The sequence below is a fragment of the Pseudomonas sp. NPDC089401 genome, from assembly GCF_044749485.1.
Lineage (GTDB): Bacteria > Pseudomonadota > Gammaproteobacteria > Pseudomonadales > Pseudomonadaceae > Aquipseudomonas.
Genome location: NZ_JBIVIA010000007.1, coordinates 269,703 through 286,506 on the forward strand (window position 1 = coordinate 269,703; position 16,804 = coordinate 286,506).

The 16,804-nt window shown below is 63.9% G+C and carries 20 protein-coding genes; 1 reads left to right on the plus strand and 19 read right to left on the minus strand.

What is annotated here, in order from left to right; all coding sequences use genetic code 11:
* Positions 1 to 107: 107 nt before the first annotated feature.
* From bamB to trmJ, 18 genes are all read right to left on the minus strand, one after another.
* Positions 108 to 1,250 carry an outer membrane protein assembly factor BamB gene (gene bamB, locus ACIP21_RS17850; protein ID WP_400690081.1) on the minus strand — a complete coding sequence of 381 codons (1,143 nt, stop codon included), beginning with the start codon at positions 1,248 to 1,250 and terminating at the stop codon, positions 108 to 110.
* Complete coding sequence (locus ACIP21_RS17855) at positions 1,251 to 1,892, minus strand: tetratricopeptide repeat protein (protein WP_400690084.1); 642 nt, start codon at positions 1,890 to 1,892, stop codon at positions 1,251 to 1,253.
* 38 nt (positions 1,893 to 1,930) lie between these two features.
* Positions 1,931 to 3,217 carry a histidine--tRNA ligase gene (gene hisS, locus ACIP21_RS17860; RefSeq protein WP_400690087.1) on the minus strand — a complete coding sequence of 429 codons (1,287 nt, stop codon included), beginning with the start codon at positions 3,215 to 3,217 and terminating at the stop codon, positions 1,931 to 1,933.
* Positions 3,218 to 3,241: 24 nt separating this feature from the next.
* A complete protein-coding gene (ispG, locus tag ACIP21_RS17865) occupies positions 3,242 to 4,351 on the minus strand; it encodes a flavodoxin-dependent (E)-4-hydroxy-3-methylbut-2-enyl-diphosphate synthase (RefSeq protein ID WP_110637517.1) in 1,110 nt (369 codons plus the stop codon).
* A 3-nt stretch (positions 4,352 to 4,354) separates the two neighbouring features.
* Positions 4,355 to 5,386 carry a RodZ domain-containing protein gene (locus tag ACIP21_RS17870; RefSeq protein WP_400690090.1) on the minus strand — a complete coding sequence of 344 codons (1,032 nt, stop codon included), beginning with the start codon at positions 5,384 to 5,386 and terminating at the stop codon, positions 4,355 to 4,357.
* Positions 5,383 to 6,144, minus strand: coding sequence for a type IV pilus biogenesis/stability protein PilW (gene pilW, locus ACIP21_RS17875; protein WP_400690093.1), 762 nt, complete (start codon positions 6,142 to 6,144; stop codon positions 5,383 to 5,385). Before pilW ends, ACIP21_RS17870 begins: the two co-directional genes overlap by 4 nt.
* Before the next feature lie 11 nt (positions 6,145 to 6,155).
* Positions 6,156 to 7,301: a 23S rRNA (adenine(2503)-C(2))-methyltransferase RlmN gene (gene rlmN / locus ACIP21_RS17880; RefSeq protein WP_400690096.1), complete on the minus strand. Its 1,146-nt coding sequence runs from the start codon at positions 7,299 to 7,301 to the stop codon at positions 6,156 to 6,158.
* Positions 7,302 to 7,329: 28 nt separating this feature from the next.
* Entirely contained in the window at positions 7,330 to 7,755 is a 426-nt protein-coding gene (ndk, locus tag ACIP21_RS17885) for a nucleoside-diphosphate kinase (RefSeq protein ID WP_008092560.1), read from the minus strand.
* A gap of 89 nt (positions 7,756 to 7,844) precedes the next feature.
* Positions 7,845 to 8,045 carry a Fe-S cluster assembly protein IscX gene (gene iscX, locus ACIP21_RS17890; protein ID WP_133326497.1) on the minus strand — a complete coding sequence of 67 codons (201 nt, stop codon included), beginning with the start codon at positions 8,043 to 8,045 and terminating at the stop codon, positions 7,845 to 7,847.
* Between the two features lie 10 nt (positions 8,046 to 8,055).
* On the minus strand, positions 8,056 to 8,397 hold the full coding sequence (fdx, locus tag ACIP21_RS17895; RefSeq protein WP_400690099.1) for an ISC system 2Fe-2S type ferredoxin: 342 nt from the start codon (positions 8,395 to 8,397) through the stop codon (positions 8,056 to 8,058).
* Positions 8,398 to 8,400: 3 nt separating this feature from the next.
* Positions 8,401 to 10,263 (minus strand): Fe-S protein assembly chaperone HscA, encoded by a 1,863-nt coding sequence (hscA, locus tag ACIP21_RS17900; protein WP_400690102.1) that lies wholly within the window; start codon positions 10,261 to 10,263, stop codon positions 8,401 to 8,403.
* Between the two features lie 42 nt (positions 10,264 to 10,305).
* Positions 10,306 to 10,827 carry a co-chaperone HscB gene (gene hscB, locus ACIP21_RS17905; RefSeq protein ID WP_400690104.1) on the minus strand — a complete coding sequence of 174 codons (522 nt, stop codon included), beginning with the start codon at positions 10,825 to 10,827 and terminating at the stop codon, positions 10,306 to 10,308.
* An 8-nt stretch (positions 10,828 to 10,835) separates the two neighbouring features.
* A complete protein-coding gene (gene iscA / locus ACIP21_RS17910; RefSeq protein ID WP_003248536.1) occupies positions 10,836 to 11,159 on the minus strand; it encodes an iron-sulfur cluster assembly protein IscA in 324 nt (107 codons plus the stop codon).
* Between the two features lie 35 nt (positions 11,160 to 11,194).
* Positions 11,195 to 11,581 (minus strand): Fe-S cluster assembly scaffold IscU, encoded by a 387-nt coding sequence (gene iscU, locus ACIP21_RS17915; protein WP_003248539.1) that lies wholly within the window; start codon positions 11,579 to 11,581, stop codon positions 11,195 to 11,197.
* Positions 11,582 to 11,627: 46 nt separating this feature from the next.
* Positions 11,628 to 12,842, minus strand: a complete 1,215-nt coding sequence (locus tag ACIP21_RS17920) for an IscS subfamily cysteine desulfurase (RefSeq protein WP_400690107.1) — start codon at positions 12,840 to 12,842, stop codon at positions 11,628 to 11,630.
* Between the two features lie 44 nt (positions 12,843 to 12,886).
* Complete coding sequence (gene iscR, locus ACIP21_RS17925) at positions 12,887 to 13,378, minus strand: Fe-S cluster assembly transcriptional regulator IscR (RefSeq protein ID WP_008092572.1); 492 nt, start codon at positions 13,376 to 13,378, stop codon at positions 12,887 to 12,889.
* A gap of 179 nt (positions 13,379 to 13,557) precedes the next feature.
* Positions 13,558 to 14,346 carry a serine O-acetyltransferase gene (gene cysE / locus ACIP21_RS17930; protein WP_400690110.1) on the minus strand — a complete coding sequence of 263 codons (789 nt, stop codon included), beginning with the start codon at positions 14,344 to 14,346 and terminating at the stop codon, positions 13,558 to 13,560.
* Positions 14,347 to 14,349: 3 nt separating this feature from the next.
* Positions 14,350 to 15,105 carry a tRNA (cytosine(32)/uridine(32)-2'-O)-methyltransferase TrmJ gene (gene trmJ, locus ACIP21_RS17935; protein WP_400690113.1) on the minus strand — a complete coding sequence of 252 codons (756 nt, stop codon included), beginning with the start codon at positions 15,103 to 15,105 and terminating at the stop codon, positions 14,350 to 14,352.
* A 151-nt stretch (positions 15,106 to 15,256) separates the two neighbouring features.
* Here trmJ and suhB point away from each other — a divergent pair, with 151 nt between their 5' ends.
* Entirely contained in the window at positions 15,257 to 16,075 is an 819-nt protein-coding gene (gene suhB, locus ACIP21_RS17940; protein ID WP_054887559.1) for an inositol-phosphate phosphatase, read from the plus strand.
* A gap of 168 nt (positions 16,076 to 16,243) precedes the next feature.
* Here suhB and ACIP21_RS17945 read toward each other — a convergent pair whose 3' ends face one another.
* A complete protein-coding gene (locus tag ACIP21_RS17945) occupies positions 16,244 to 16,786 on the minus strand; it encodes a glycine zipper 2TM domain-containing protein (protein ID WP_400690116.1) in 543 nt (180 codons plus the stop codon).
* Positions 16,787 to 16,804 lie beyond the last annotated feature (18 nt).

The following is a 16,804-nucleotide window of genomic DNA, read 5'->3' on the forward strand; positions in this document are numbered from 1 at the left end:
ACTCTTGAATTCTTGAAAATGCAAAGGCCGCTGCAAGGCAGCGGCCGGAGTTCGGGCGGCGTTTCCTGCGCCGCGGCTTGAAGCCCGTCAAGGCTTCAAGCATAGCTTCAGCGGATGGTCAGTGCCTCGAGCTTGCCGCTGTTGCCGAAGACATAGATGGTGTCGCCGACCACGAGTGGGCGGGCGCGCAGGCCATCGCTGTCGATACGCTCACGGCCGACGAAGCGGCCATCGACCTGGCTCAGCAGGTGCAGGTAACCCTCGAAGTCACCCACCGCCACGTAGCTGGAGAACACCTCGGGGGCGCTCAGCTGGCGGCGAGCCATCGAATCGTTGGTCCACAGGGCACTGGAAGAGCGCTCGTCGACGCTCTCGACGGTACCCGAGGCTTCGCTGACGTAGACGTTGCCATAACCCTGGGCGACACCGACATAGCTGGAAGCATCACGCTGCCAGACCACACGGCCGCTTTCCAGGTCCAGGCCCGCGACGCGGCCCTGGTAGGTGCTGACGTACAGGGTACCACCGGACAGCAGCAGGCCGCCGTCGATGTCGACCACACGGTCCAGCTCGGAACGGCCCTGCGGGATGGCCACGCGGCTCTCCCACACCGGCACGCCGTTGTTGATGTCCACCGCCACCACCTTGCCGGTGGACAGGCCGGCGACGGCCAGGCGGTTGGTGACGATCGGCGCGCCGGTGCCACGCAGGGTCAGCACGGCCGGGGTGTTTTCGTAGATCCAGCGACGGTCGCCAGTGGCGGCGTCGAGGCCGATCAGGCGGTCGTCCTGGGTTTGCACCACGACCACGTCGCCGTTGTTGGCAGGCGGGGCCAGCACTTCGCTGGTCACGCGCGAACGCCAGCGCTCTTCACCGGTGCTGGAGTCCAGGGCGACCACTTCACCCTTGAGGGTGCCGAGCATCACCAGGCCGTAACCCACGCCTACCGCGCCGGAAACCGGCAGTTCGAGGTCCTTCTTCCACACCACGTCACCGGTGATGCGGTCGAGGGCGAACACTTCGCCGTTGACGTCGGAAGCGTAGATGCGGTCGTTCTCGATGGCCGGTACCAGGGTGTTGTAGGTCTCACCCTGGCCGTCACCGATCGAACGGCTCCACTGCTTCTTCAGCACCACTTCTTCGGTGAACTTGGTCAGCTCGGCCGGAGGCAGTTCCTTCTTGCTGTTGCTGCTGCAACCCGCGGCCAGTACGGCCAGGGTCAGCACTGCTGCATGTTTCCAACCGATCACTTACGCGTCCCCTTTGGCCAGGTCATCCAGCTTCAGTTGCAGGCCACCGACCGCTGCTTCGTCAGACAGCGCGGCCTTGGCTTTTTCGTAGGCACTGTGGGCATCGTCGGCACGGCCCAGCTGCACCAGCAGGTCGCCCTTCAATTCCTCACGGCTGGCCAGGAAGGCCTTGTCGGCGTCGCCGTCGAGCAGCTTGAGGGCATCCTCGGCCTTGTCCTGGGCGGCGAGCACGCGCGCCAGGCGCTGGCGCGAGATCTCGCCCAGGGTGACGTCGGCCGGCTTGTCCAGCACGCCCTTGAGCTCGGCAGCGGCGTCGTCGAGCTTGCCGCTCTCGACCGCGACCTTGGCCACGAACAGGCTGCCGTACTGGGCATAGGCGGTGCCGCCGAATTCGCTCTTGAGCTTGCCGGCCAGTTCGGCGACCTTGGTCGCGTCCGGCTGGCCATTGGGCGTCAAGCTGGTTTCAAGCAAGGCCTGGTACAGCTGCGAGGCACCTTGCGACTGGTTGTTCTGGTACTTGTGCCAGGTGTTCCAGCCCAGCACCACCACACCGGCCAGCAAGGCGCCGGTGAGCAGCGGCTTGCCGTTGCGGTTCCACCAGTCCTTTACGCCTGCCAGTTCATCATCATCGACACTCGACACCCCAATACTCCTTTTCGCCTATTCGTTGTTGAACCGCGTTACGCCTGGGCGATCGCGGTTTCCAGGTGCTCAGCCAGAGCATCCCAGGCAATGTTCTGTTGTTCGCCCTGGCCACGCAGGGGCTTGAGGCCAATCTCTTGCTTGGCCAGTTCGTCGTCGCCGAGGATCAGGGCGAACAGCGCGCCGCTCTTGTCGGCCTTCTTGAACTGGTTCTTGAAGCTGCCGCCGCCGGCGTTGACCGCCAGGCGCAGTTTTGGCAACCGATCACGCAGTTGCTCGCTGAGCTTCAGGCCAGCCAACTCCGCCTGCTCGCCAAAGGCGCACAGGTAGACGTCGAGGGTACGGCTGATCGACTCAGGCACCTGGCCCAGGGTTTCGATCAGCAGCAGCAGGCGCTCGATACCCATGGCAAAGCCAACGCCGGTGGTCGGCTTGCCGCCCATCTGCTCGACCAGGCCATCGTAGCGGCCACCGGCGCAGACCGTACCCTGGGCACCGAGCTTGTCGGTGACCCACTCGAATACGGTCTTGCTGTAGTAATCCAGGCCGCGTACCAGCTTGGTGTTGATGACGAACGGGATGCCGGCCGCATCAAGGCGAGCCTTCACCCCCTCGAAGTGCACACGGGACTCTTCGTCCAGGTACTCTTCGAGCTTCGGCGCGCCCACCAGGGCAGCCTGGGTGCCTTCGTTCTTGCTGTCGAGGATCCGCAGCGGATTGCTCTGCAGGCGGCGCTTGCTGTCTTCGTCCAGCTGGTCGATGCGCTGGGAGAGGAATTCGACCAGTGCGTCACGATAACGCGCTCGGGCTTCGCTGGTGCCCAGGCTGTTGAGCTCCAGGGTCACCGCGTCCTGGATGCCCAGCAACGCCCAAAGGCGCCAGGTGAGCATGATCAGTTCGGCGTCGATATCGGGGCCGGCCAGGTTGAACACCTCGACACCGATCTGATGGAACTGGCGATAGCGCCCAAGCTGCGGGCGCTCGTGGCGGAACATCGGGCCCACGTACCAGAGTTTCTGCACCTGGCCATTACCGATGATGCCGTGCTCGAGCACAGCGCGCACGCATGCAGCGGTGCCTTCCGGGCGCAAGGTCAGCGAGTCCTTGTTGTCCTGGAAGGTATACATCTCTTTTTCGACGATGTCGGTGACTTCGCCGATCGAGCGCTTGAACAGCTCGGTGAACTCGACGATCGGCGTGCGGATCTGGCTGTACCCGTAGGTGTCCAGCAGCCCGGCCACGGTGCCTTCGAAGTAGCGCCACAGCGGCGACTGCTCTGGCAGGATGTCGTTCATGCCACGGATGGCTTGCAGCGATTTGCTCACGAAAAGTCCTTTCGAATCTGTGTGTCAGCTGCGGGCGATCAGCGCCGCGTCAGCCTCGACCTTTTCGGCCGCTTTCTGGCGGATGAGCTTTTCCAGCTCATCGACCAGGTTGTCATTGGTCAGCTTCTGCGCCGGCTTGCCGTCGATGTAGATCAGGTTCGGCGTGCCACCGGTCAGGCCCACATGGGCTTCCTTGGCTTCGCCGGGGCCGTTGACCACGCAACCGATCACCGCCACGTCCAGCGGCACCAGCAGGTCTTCCAGGCGCCCTTCCAGCTCGTTCATGGTCTTGACCACATCGAAGTTCTGCCGCGAGCAGCTCGGGCAGGCGATGAAGTTGATGCCACGTGAACGCAGGTGCAGGGACTTGAGGATGTCGTAGCCGACCTTCACTTCCTCGACCGGGTCGGCCGCCAGCGAGATACGGATGGTATCGCCGATGCCTTCGGCCAGCAGCATACCGAGGCCGACGGCGGATTTCACCGTCCCCGAGCGCAGGCCACCGGCTTCGGTGATGCCCAGGTGCAGCGGCTGGATGATCTGCTTGGCCAGCAGACGGTAGGCTTCGACGGCCATGAACACGTCCGAGGCCTTGACGCTGACCTTGAAGTCCTGGAAATCCAGGCGGTCGAGGTGCTCGACATGGCGCAGGGCCGACTCGACCAGCGCGGCCGGGGTCGGTTCGCCGTACTTCTTCTGCAGGTCCTTTTCCAGGGAGCCGGCGTTGACCCCGATGCGGATCGGGATACCGCGGTCGCGGGCGGCGTCGACCACCGCGCGCACACGGTCTTCACGGCCGATGTTGCCCGGGTTGATCCGCAGGCAGTCGACGCCAAGCTCAGCCACGCGCAGGGCGATCTTGTAGTCGAAGTGGATGTCGGCGACCAGCGGCACGCTGACCAGCTGCTTGATCTTGCCGAACGCCTCGGCGGCGTCCATGTCCGGCACCGAGACACGGACGATGTCGACGCCGGCATCGACCAGGCGCTGGATCTGCGCCACGGTGGCCATCACGTCGTTGGTGTCGGTGTTGGTCATGCTCTGCACCGCGATGGGGGCGTCGCCACCCACCGGCACATTGCCGACCCAGATTTTGCGGGATTCGCGACGTTTGATCGGAGATTCGCCGTGCATGACTTACTGTCCCAACTTCAGGCGAGCGGTTTCGCCACTGGTGAACGGGGCAACATCGACGGCCTGGCCGTTGTAGCTGACCTGGGCGCCCCGGGCAAAGCCCAGGCGTACCGCGAACGGCGGCTTGCCAGTCAGCTCCAGGCTGTCGCCCTTGCGCTTGATGGCGCTGAACAGCACCTTGCCGCTGCCGTCGGACACCTGGGTCCAGCAATCGGCGGTGAATTGGATGGCGACCTTGGCACTGCCCGCCGGCACAGCCACGGGGGTGACAGGCTCAGCGGCGGCGACCGCCGGCACGCTGGCAGCCGGGGCCACTGGCGCGCTCGGGGCGACCGGGGCCGGGGCTGGGACTGGTGCCGGTGCCGGTGCCGGCACGGCAGCGTGCAGCGGAGCCTGCTGGGCCGGCGCAGGCGCGACTGCGGCCGGGGCGGTTTCGCTGATGGTTTCGGCAGCCGCCTCGGTAGAAGCCGGCTCCAGCGGCAGTGGTGCGCTCTCAGGCTGCTGGCCCGCGGTCACGGCCTGGTCTTCCGGCTCGTCCAGGGGGTGGATCTGGGTGGTGCCGTCGGCGCTTTCGACTTCCACGTGCTCCAGGGCGATCTTGGCCAGATCCTTGCCTTTGAGGCTGCCCGAGTCCTGCCACCAGATGAAGCTGCCGCCGACCACGGCCACCAGCAGCAACAGGGTGACGCCGCGCATGATGTTGTGCGACAGGCGCACCGGCTCTTCGATGCGGCCCAGCGAATGCACTTCGCTGCCCTTGGCATGGGTGCCGGTGTACAGGTCGAAGGCCTCGACCAGCGGTGCCTGGTCCATGTCCATCAGCTTGGCGTAGGCACGGATATAGCCACGGGCGAAGGTATGCCCTGGCAGTTTGTCGAAGGCGCCGGTTTCCACGTGGTTCAGCGAACTTACGGTGAGGTTGAGCTTGCGGGCCACCTCGGCTTGCGACCACTCCCGTTTCTCGCGGGCCTGGCGCAACAGCTCACCGGGGTTCTGGCCAGTCGCTGCTGCTACTTCGGGATGCGCGGCTTTCATCGTTGCTCCGACAGGTATTGCTGATATTCCGGCGTACCGGGATAAAGTCGTTGTAATTGCTGGCCGCTGTCGGCCAGTGTGCCCTGCTCGTCGAACACCCGGGCAAGACGGCTGCCCAGCAGCAGGCTGCGGGCATTGTGATCGCTCAACTGGCTGAAACGATCGTAATAGTCCCGGGCCGGCACATAATGCCTGTTTTCGAAGGACAACTCAGCCATTTCCAGCAACGCCCTGGGTTGCCGCTGGTTGAGTTGCAGGGCCTTGCCCAGATAAGCCTGTGCCTGGTCGCGATTGTCCAGCTTCAGGGCCGTCAGGCCAAGGTTCTCGTACACGCGCGAGCGTTCAGGATACAGGGTATCGGCACTGGCCAGGCGAAACATATGCTCGGCTTCGGCAAAACGCTGCTGAGCATATAGGAAACTGCCAAAGTTGTTGCGAATTCGCGTATCGCCCGGGCGGGCGGCCAGTGCTTTTTGAAAGTGCGCTTCGGCCAGTGCCGGCTCGCCCTCGGCCTGGAACACCAGGGCCAGGGCCGCATGGGCACCGGCATCGTCAGCGTTCAACGCCAGGGCCTTGCCCAACGGTGCCTTGGCCTGTTCGGTCAAACCTTGTTGCAAATACCCCAGGCCAAGTTGCGTGAAGGCGCGCCCCGCCTCTGCCCGCCCCTGGCGATTGGCCAAAGGGTCACCCGCGCCGCCGGACACGCAGCCGGCCAGCAGCGAAAGCGCAAGGATCGACAGCGCAGCGCGCAGGCTCACGGGGCCGGGTCTCAGTGGCTCGCGGCGCTGTCTTGCAGCTCAGCGTCGGCGGACAGCTGGCGCACGGCGATGTAGCGCTCGCTGCGGCGGGTGCGGTCGTTGACCTGGCCGACCAGCTGGCCACAGGCGGCGTCGATGTCGTCGCCACGGGTGGTGCGGGTGGTGACGTTGAAGCCACCGTGGTGCAGCAGGTCCTGGAAGCGGCGGATCGCGTTGTTGCTCGGCCGCTCGTAGCCCGAGTGCGGGAACGGGTTGAACGGGATCAGGTTGATCTTGCACGGCACGTCGCGCAGCAGCTCGATCATCTGCGCCGCATGTTCGGGCTGGTCGTTGACGTCCTTGAGCAGGGTGTACTCGATGGTCAGCACGCGCTTGCCACCCAGGGTCGACATGTAGCCCATGCACGACTCGAGCAGCATCTTCAGCGGGTACTTCTTGTTGATCGGCACCAGCTTGTTGCGCAGTTCGTCGTTCGGCGCGTGCAGCGACAACGCCAGGGACACGTCGATGTGCTTGGCCAGTTCGTCGATCATCGGCACCACGCCCGAGGTGGACAGGGTGACGCGACGCTTGGAGATGCCATAGCCCAGGTCATCCATCATGATGTGCATGGCGGCGATGACGTTGTCGAAGTTCAGCAGGGGCTCGCCCATGCCCATCATCACCACGTTGGTAATCGCGCGGTCGATCTTGGCAGGGACGGTCCCGAAGGATTTGTTCGCAAGCCACACCTGGCCGATCACTTCGGCGGCGGTGAGGTTGCTGTTGAAGCCTTGCTTGCCGGTGGAGCAGAAACTGCAGTCCAGGGCGCAGCCGGCTTGCGACGAGACGCAGAGGGTGCCGCGGTCGTCGGTGGGGATGTAGACGGTCTCGACGCAGCTGCCGGAGGCAACGCGGATCACCCATTTGCGGGTGCCGTCGGCGGAAATGTCTTCACTGACCACTTCCGGGGGGCGAATCTCGGCAACGGCCTCGAGCTTTTCGCGCAAGACCTTGCCAACGTTGGTCATGGCCGCAAAGTCGGACACGCCAAAATGGTGAATCCATTTCATCACCTGACCGGCACGGAAGCGCTTCTCCCCTATCGAGTCGAAGAACTTTTCCATTTCCGGCTGGGTCAGCCCCAACAGGTTGATTTTGCCAGTAGATGTCGTCATGGATTCACCCTCACCCGTAAGCTTTCGCTTAGCGAGTGGTTACCTCGGTAGCAGCGAAGAAGTAAGCGATTTCGCGAGCAGCGGCAGCTTCGGAGTCCGAACCGTGAACGGCGTTGGCGTCGATCGACTCGGCGAAGTCAGCACGGATGGTGCCGGCAGCAGCTTCTTTAGGGTTGGTGGCGCCCATCAGCTCACGGTTCAGAGCGATGGCGTTCTCGCCTTCCAGAACCTGTACGACAACCGGGCCGGAAGTCATGAAGGCAACCAGGTCACCGAAGAAGCCGCGAGCGCTGTGCTCGGCGTAGAAGCCTTCGGCTTCGGCTTTGGACAGTTGCTTGATTTTCGAGGCAACGATTTTCAGACCGGCTTCTTCGAAGCGGGTGGTGATCTTGCCGATTACGTTCTTGGCAACGGCGTCAGGCTTGATGATCGAGAAAGTACGTTGAACAGCCATGGAAAACTCCAGAATATGAGTGTTACGAAAAATTAAACCCGCGAATTATACGCGGGTTCCAGGGGATTGCCTAACCTGCAGCGTCACGCTTAGTCGGCTTCTTCAATCCAGGCCGCCTGGATGGCCTCGAGCACTTTCTCACCGCCACGTGACGGATCGTCGCTGAATTCTGGCAGAGCCAGCACCCAGCGGTGCAGATCGACGAAATTCACATATTTAGGATCGACCTCCGGCTTGCTTTCCGCAAGCTGGATGGCGATCTCAAGTACATCAACCCATTTCAGACTCATGCCCTGATCCTCAGTGCGGCGCTTCGGCAGCGTGGTTGAGCGAATACTTGGGGATCTCGATGGTCAGGTCCTGCTCACCCACGACCACCTGGCAACCAAGGCGCGACTGGGCCTCCAGGCCCCAGGCCTTGTCCAGCATGTCCTCTTCCAGTTCGTCTGCTTCTTCGAGCGAGTCGAAACCTTTGCGAACAATACAGTGGCAGGTGGTGCAGGCCTTGACGCCACCGCAGGCGCTTTCCATCTCGATGTGATGGTCGTGGGCCAGCTCCAGGATGTTGGTCCCGGTCGGTACCTCCACGGTCAGCCCCTCGGGGCAGAACTTCTCATGCGGCAGGAATGTCACCAGCGGCATCGATTACTCCTCGATCTCATTCAGGTTGCGCCCGGCCAGTGCGGCTTTGACCGTCGAATCAAGGCGACGGGCGGCAAATGCATCGGTCACCTGCGACAGACGCTTGGTCTGTTGCTCGATGGCAGCGCCATCGGTGCCGGCCAGCAAATCACGTAGTTCTTGCATCTGGAATGCGATGGCGTCGCGCTCGTCACTGCTGAGCAGGCGCTCGCCGTCGGCGTCCAGGGCGCCCTGCACCGCTTCGAGCAGGCGTTCGCCATCGACCTGGTGCTCGCGCAGCTGGCGGGCCTGCTTGTCGGAACCGGCGTGTTCGAAGGAGTCCTTGAGCATGCGGGCGATCTCGCCATCGGTCAGGCCATAGGACGGCTTGACCTGGATGCTGGCTTCGACGCCCGACCCCAGTTCGCGGGCAGCGACGCTGAGCAGGCCGTCGGCATCGACCTGGAAGGTCACGCGGATCTTCGCGGCGCCGGCGACCATGGCCGGAATGCCACGCAGCTCGAAGCGCGCCAGCGAGCGGCAGTCGCTGATCAGCTCGCGCTCGCCCTGCAGGACGTGGATCATCATGGCCGACTGGCCATCTTTATAAGTGGTGAACTCCTGGGCGCGGGCCACCGGAATGGTGGTGTTGCGCGGGATCACCTTCTCCATCAGCCCGCCCATGGTCTCGAGGCCCAGGGACAGCGGAATGACGTCGAGCAGCAGCAGTTCGCCGCCTTCGCGACGGTTGCCGGCCAGGGTGTCGGCCTGGATGGCGGCGCCGATGGCCACCACCTGGTCAGGGTCGATGGAGGTCATCGGCGTGCGACCAAACAGCGCACCCACGGCTTCACGCACACGCGGCACGCGGGTCGAACCGCCGACCATCACCACGGCAGCGACCTCCTCCAGCTCGACGCCGCTGTCACGCACGGCGCGGCGGCAGGCTTTCAGGCTGCGGGCGATCAGCGGCTCGATCATGGCTTCGAACGCGGCGCGGCTCAGCTCGCCCTGCCAGGTGCCATGGGCGACGCTGACCGAATCGGCATCGGTGAGGGCTTCCTTGGCGGCGCAGGCAGCCTGCAAAAGCTGGCGCTGGGTGGCCGGGTCGAGGTCGGCGGACAGGCCGGCCTGCTCGATGATCCAGCCGGCGATGGCGTGGTCGAAATCATCGCCGCCCAGGGCGGTATCACCGCCGGTGGCGAGCACCTCGAACACGCCTGCGGTCAGGCGCAGGATGGAGATGTCGAAGGTACCGCCACCCAGGTCATAGATGGCCACCAGGCCTTCGGCGTTCTGGTCCAGGCCGTAGGCCACGGCGGCGGCGGTCGGCTCGTTGAGCAGGCGCAACACGTTCAGGCCGGCCAGACGCGCGGCGTCCTTGGTGGCCTGGCGCTGGGCGTCGTCGAAGTAGGCCGGCACGGTGATCACCGCGCCTACCAGCTCGCCGCCCAAGGTGGCTTCGGCGCGTTCGCGCAGCACCTTGAGGATGTCGGCGGACACTTCCACCGGGCTTTTCGGGCCCTGGACGGTGTCGATGAACGGCATGTGCGATTCACCGCCGATGAAGCGGTACGGCAACTGCTCGCCGAGCTGCTTGACGTCGGCCAGGCCGCGGCCCATCAGGCGCTTGACCGACAGCACGGTGTTCAGCGGGTCGCTGGAGGCGGCTTCGCGGGCGGCCAGGCCGACCTCGTTGTGGCCTGCCAGGTAACGCACCGCGGACGGCAGAATGACGTTACCCTGCGCATCGGGCAGGGGCTCGCTGCGACCGCTGCGCACGGCAGCGACCAGAGAGTTGGTGGTACCCAGGTCGATCCCCACCGCCAGGCGGCGCTGGTGCGGCTGAGGGCTTTGACCGGGTTCGGCGATCTGCAGTAGGGCCATGCTTATCTGAATACCTTAGGCGTCATCACGGGCGACACCGGGTTAATCGTCGAGGCGCTCTTCCAGTTGGCGCACTTCTTGGGCGAGCTTGTCGAGGAACTGCATGCGGCGCATCAGGCGCTCGGCCTGTTCACGCTCGGCAGGCACATCCCAGCAGGCGGCGAAATCCTCGTTGAGCTTGTCCTGAGCGGCCTTCAGGCGCTTCTTGAAAACAGCCACGCCATCGAGGTCGGCTTCGTCCTGCAGCTCTTCGAGCTCTTCGCGCCACTGCATCTGCTGCAGCAGGAAGTCGGGGTCGTGGACCGTGACTTCCTGGGGCACTTCGTGGCCACCGATGGCCAGCAGGTAGCGGGCACGGCGCGGCGCACTGCGCAGGGTCTGGTAGGCGTCGTTGAGGGCCGCGGACTTTTCAAGGGCAACCCGCTGCTCGCGCTCGGAAGCGTCGGCGAAGCGGTCCGGATGGACCTCGCGGGCCAGTTCGCGGTAGCGAACGGCCAGCTTGTCGAGGTCCAGGCGGAAGCCGGGCTGGAGGTCGAACAGGGCGAAATGACAAGGAGTACCCACAGCCAGCCTCAGACGTTGAAGCTTTCGCCGCAGCCACACTCACCGCGCACGTTGGGGTTGTTGAACTTGAAGCCTTCGTTCAACCCTTCCTTGACGAAGTCCAGCTCGGTGCCATCGAGGTACACCAGGCTCTTGGGATCGATGATCACCTTGACGCCATGGTTCTCGAACACCTGGTCCTCGTCGGCCAGCTCGTCGACGAACTCCAGCACATAGGCCAGGCCCGAGCAGCCGGTGGTGCGCACGCCCAGGCGAATGCCCTCACCCTTGCCGCGCCCGTCGAGGGAACGGCGAATGTGGTTGGCGGCGGCTTCTGTCATGCTGATAGCCATCGGAACTCCTTGACTCTTACCTTGCAACGGACGGCTCAGATCAAGCCTTTCTTCTGCTTGTAGTCACGCACGGCTGCCTTGATGGCATCCTCGGCGAGTACCGAGCAGTGGATCTTCACTGGCGGCAGGGCCAGTTCTTCCGCCAGCTGGGTGTTCTTGATGGTTTCGGCTTCGTCCAGGGTCTTGCCCTTCATCCACTCGGTGGCGAGGGAGCTGGAAGCGATGGCCGAGCCGCAGCCGTAGGTCTTGAACTTGGCGTCTTCGATGACGCCCTGCTCGTTGACCTTGATCTGCAGGCGCATCACGTCACCGCACGCCGGGGCGCCGACCATGCCGGTACCGACATCCGGGTCCTCGGCATTCATCTTGCCGACGTTGCGTGGGTTTTCGTAGTGGTCGATGACCTTTTCACTGTATGCCATGGTGCAATTCCTTCCTCATCAGGTAGCCGCTCTTGCCGGCGACTGCTTAGTGGGCGGCCCACTCGATCTTGGAGATGTCAACGCCGTCTTTGTACATGTCCCACAGCGGCGACAGCTCACGCAGTTTGTTGACGGCCATGCAGACTTGCTGCGCGGCGTAGTCGACTTCTTCTTCAGTGGTGAAGCGGCCGAAGGAGAAGCGGATCGAGCTGTGCGCCAGCTCGTCGTTGCGGCCCAGCGCGCGCAGCACGTAGGACGGCTCGAGCGAGGCGGAGGTACAGGCCGAACCGGACGACACGGCGATGTCCTTGAGGGACATCAGCAGCGACTCGCCTTCGACGTAGTTGAAGCTCAGGTTCAGGTTGTGCGGCACGCGAGCGGTCTTGCTGCCGTTGACGTACAGCTCCTCGAGGTCCGAGACCTGCTTGAAGAAGCGGTCGCTCAGGGCCTGGATGCGCACGTTCTCGGCGGCCATTTCCTGCTTGGCGATGGCGAAGGCTTCGCCCATGCCGACGATCTGGTGGGTCGGCAGGGTGCCCGAACGCATGCCGCGCTCATGGCCACCGCCGTGGATGATGGCTTCCAGGCGCACGCGCGGCTTGCGGCTGACGTACAGCGCGCCGATGCCTTTGGGGCCGTAGACCTTGTGCGCGGAGAACGACATCAGGTCGACTTTCAGCTTCTGCAGGTCGATCTCGACCTTGCCGGCCGACTGGGCGGCGTCGACATGGAACAGCACGCCGCGCGAACGGGTCAGTTCACCGATGGCGGCGATGTCGTTGATCGAGCCGACTTCGTTGTTCACGTGCATCAGCGAGACCAGGATGGTGTCGTCGCGCAGCACGGCTTCGACCATGGCCGGGGTGACGATGCCGTCTTCGCCCGGCTCCAGGTAGGTGACTTCGAAACCTTCACGCTCGAGCTGGCGAGCGGTGTCCAGGACCGCCTTGTGCTCGATCTTGGAGGTGATGATGTGCTTGCCCTTGGTCTGATAGAAGTGCGCCACGCCTTTCAGGGCGAGGTTGTCGGACTCGGTGGCACCGCTGGTCCAGACGATTTCGCGCGGGTCGGCGTTGATCAGCTCGGCAACCTGGCGACGGCCGTTCTCGACCGCTTCCTCGGCCTTCCAGCCGAACACGTGGGAACGCGAGGCCGGGTTGCCGAAGTTGCCGTCGACCAGCAGGCAGTCGGCCATCTTCTGGGCGACACGTGGGTCGACCGGCGTGGTAGCGGAGTAATCGAGGTAGATCGGCAACTTCATGGGTATCTCCTATCAGGCGGTGGCGTCGCTCGTCACGGTTAAGGTCAGTCGACGGCGGACGTCTCAATCTTGTCCAGCTGGGCGGTACGGCCTGCGACACGCCGCAGGTCCTGGCGCTGGGCGACTTCCTGCACCTCACGGCGCATGACGAGGTCGGCCAGGCTGATGCCGCTGAGGAATTCGTGGATCTGCTGGCTGAGGTCGCACCACAGGTGGTGGGTCAGGCAGGTGTCACCGGCATGGCAATCCCCGAGGCCCTGGCAACGGGTGGCATCGACCGATTCGTTGACCGCATCGATGACCTGGGCCACCTGGATGGTTTCCATGCCTCGCGACAGCTGGTAGCCCCCGCCCGGGCCGCGCACACTGGAAACCAGGCTGCTGCGGCGCAGCTTGGCGAACAGCTGTTCCAGATAAGAGAGGGAAATGCCCTGGCGCTCGGAAATGTCGGCCAAAGACACCGGCCCATGCTGCGCGTGCAATGCCAGGTCGAGCATGGCAGTGACGGCGTATCGGCCTTTGGTAGTCAGTCGCATGGCTAATGGGTACCACGGGAGTTACGGGATGTGTCCGAGTATGCGATTCCCGAGCATTTAAGTCAACTATAAGACCTACTGCTTTAGTCGGGTTTGCATCGGAGAGGCGGGCGCGAGTGTAGCAGCAATGGGGCGTGAGCACACGCCCCATATGTCAGCAAGGCCTCGGCCCGGCGCAATCAATGCGACTGAGTGTCGCGCTGGGCGGCCTGGGTTTCCACGGCGAAGTCGTCTTCCGGAAGCTTCGGCAGCTCCTTGGCGCAGTAGTCACTGCCCATCTTGGTCAGCGCGCCGCACATGCCCTCCAGGCGCTCGTCGACGGCTTGCAGGTGGTCGAGCATCTGGCCGATGGCACGGGCCACCGGGTCCGGCATGTCGCCGCTGACCCCATAGGCGTCGAAGCCGATCTTTTCGGCCATGGCCTTGCGCTTGGCCTCGACTTCGGTGTCCTCGCTGTTCTTGACGATGATCCGCCCGGGGATGCCGACCGCGGTGGCGCCGGCCGGCACCGCCTTGGTCACCACGGCGTTGGAACCGATCTTGGCCCCGGCACCGACGGTGAACGGGCCGAGCACCTTGGCGCCCGCCCCCACCACCACGCCGTTTTCCAGGGTCGGGTGGCGCTTGCCTTTGTTCCAGCTGGTGCCGCCCAGGGTCACGCCCTGGTACAGGGTGACATCGTCGCCGATCTCGGCGGTTTCGCCGATGACGATGCCCATGCCGTGGTCGATGAAGAAGCGCCGGCCGATGGTGGCGCCGGGGTGAATCTCGATGCCGGTCATCCAGCGGCCGAAATTCGACACCAGACGGGCCAGCCACTTGAAGTCGCGCTTCCACAGGGCGTTGCCCAGGCGGTGCAGCCAGATGGCGTGCATGCCGGGGTAGCAGGTCAGTACCTCGAAGGCGTTGCGCGCCGCCGGGTCACGATGGAATACGCTTTGAATGTCTTCACGCAGACGTTCGAACATCTGTCAGTCCTTCCTTTTATGCGGTTCGCCCCGGACCACCTTCTGGGTCTCGGTGAGGATGCCGCGCAAAATGCTCATTTCCGTACGCTCGACCGCGTTGCGCCCGTACAGCCGGCGCAGGCGCGGCATCAGGTGCTTGGGCTTCGCGGGGTCGAGGAAGCCGATGTCCACCAGGGTTTTCTCCAGGTGGTCGTAGAACAGCTCCATTTCGTCCATTGTCGCCAGCTCGCTGGCATCGACCTTCTCGACCTTGCCCGGCGCTTCTGCGGCAGCCAGCCAGGCCATGCGCACCTCGTAGGAGAGCACCTGGACGGCAGCTGCGAGGTTCAGCGAGCTGAAGTCGGGATTGGAGGGAATGTGCACGTGGAAGTGACATCGCTGCAATTCTTCGTTGGTCAGGCCGGCGTGTTCGCGGCCGAACACCAAGGCGATTTCTTCGCCGCCGCGCGCATGCTCGACCGCCTTCGCACCGCACTCGCGCGGACCGATCAGCGGCCAGGGGATGCTGCGCTCGCGGGCACTGGTGCCCATGACCAGGTTGCAGCCGACCAGCGCCTGCTCGAGGCTGTCGACCACCTGGGCACTGCTCAGCACATCGTCGGCGCCAGAGGCGCGCGCGCTGGCATCCGCGGCGGGGAAGTCTTTTGGCTGCACCAGCACCAGACGCGACAAGCCCATGTTTTTCATGGCACGCGCAGCGCCGCCGATGTTGCCGGGGTGGCTGGTATTGACCAGAACAACACGAATATTTTGCAGCAAGGTGTTGTGCTCACAGATGCAGGTTGGAGGGCTTTCGATCTTACAGAACCGACCAGCGTAACGCCATGAAAGCAAATGTGACACTTCTGCCGACAAACTTTTCTGCTAGAATGTTCGGCTTTCTTCTTTAACATCTCCAGGTGACCCGCCCATGCAGCCTATGCTGAATATCGCCCTGCGCGCCGCTCGCAGCGCCAGTGAACTGATTTTCCGCTCCATCGAACGCCTGGATAGCATCAAGGTCGACGAGAAAGAGGCCAAGGACTACGTCTCCGAAGTGGATCGCGCCGCCGAGCAGAGCATCGTCAACGCCCTGCGCAAGGCCTACCCGAACCACTCCATCCAAGGTGAAGAAACCGGCCTGCACGCCGGCACCGGCGAAGAAGGCAAGGACTACCTGTGGATCATCGATCCACTGGACGGGACCACCAACTTCCTGCGCGGCATCCCGCACTTCGCCGTCAGCATCGCCTGCAAATACCGTGGCCGCCTCGAGCACGCCGTGATCGTCGACCCGGTTCGCCAGGAAGAATTCACCGCCAGCCGCGGCCGTGGCGCCCAGCTCAATGGCCGTCGCCTGCGCGTCAGCTCGCGCACCAGCCTGGACGGCGCCCTGCTGGGCACCGGCTTCCCGTTCCGTGACAACCAGATGGCTGACATGGACAACTACCTGGGCATGTTCCGCGCCCTGACTGGCCAGACTGCCGGCATCCGCCGCGCCGGTTCCGCCAGCCTGGACCTGGCCTACGTGGCTGCCGGCCGTTTCGACGCCTTCTGGGAGTCGGGCCTGTCCGAGTGGGACATGGCGGCAGGCGTGCTGCTGATCCAGGAAGCTGGTGGCCTGGTGAGCGACTTCAACGGTGGCCACGACTTCCTCGACAAGGGCCACATCGTCGCGGGCAACATCAAGTGCTTCAAGGCCGTACTGACCGCTATCCAGCCACACCTGCCAGAGAGCATGAAGCGCTAAGCGCGGATTGCCGGCACAAAAAAAGCACCCCTCGGGGTGCTTTTTTTTGCCTGATGGCTTTGTACTGACAGTGACGGCCTCTTCGCGGGTAAACCCGCTCCCACAGGGATTGATTTCGGCCTGTGGGAGCGGGTTTACCCGCGAAGAGGCCCGCTCAGGCAACACAAGTTACTGGCCCGCCTCGCTGAGGATCAGCTTGCCATTCTTGTCCACAGGGATGGTCGAGCCCGGCTCGCGGTCCATCTTCACCTGCCCCACCTGGTCACCGAGGGTGTACTTGACGTTGTAGCCCACCACCTTCTCGCTGATGTCGTTTACCGTGTTGCAGCGGGTTTGCGTGGTGGTGTAGGTGTCACGCTGCTGCATGCCTTCCTGCACCTTGTTGCCCGCATAACCGCCGCCAACCGCACCGGCCACGGTGGCGATCTTCTTGCCGGTGCCACCGCCAATCTGGTTGCCCAGCAAGCCGCCGGCCAGGGCGCCGACCACGGTCCCGGCGATCTGGTGCTGGTCCTTGACCGGCGCCTGGCGGGTCACGGTGACATCCTTGCACACTTCACGCGGGGTCTTGACCTGCTGCTTGATCGGTTGCACGTCGGTGACCTGGGCGTACTCAGGCCCCTTGTTCACCAAGCTGTAGGTGGCAACAGCACCTCCGGCAGTCACACCGACAGCACCCAGCACAGCGCCTACGAGCATTGATTTGTTCACATGAACCTCCTGTTGTAC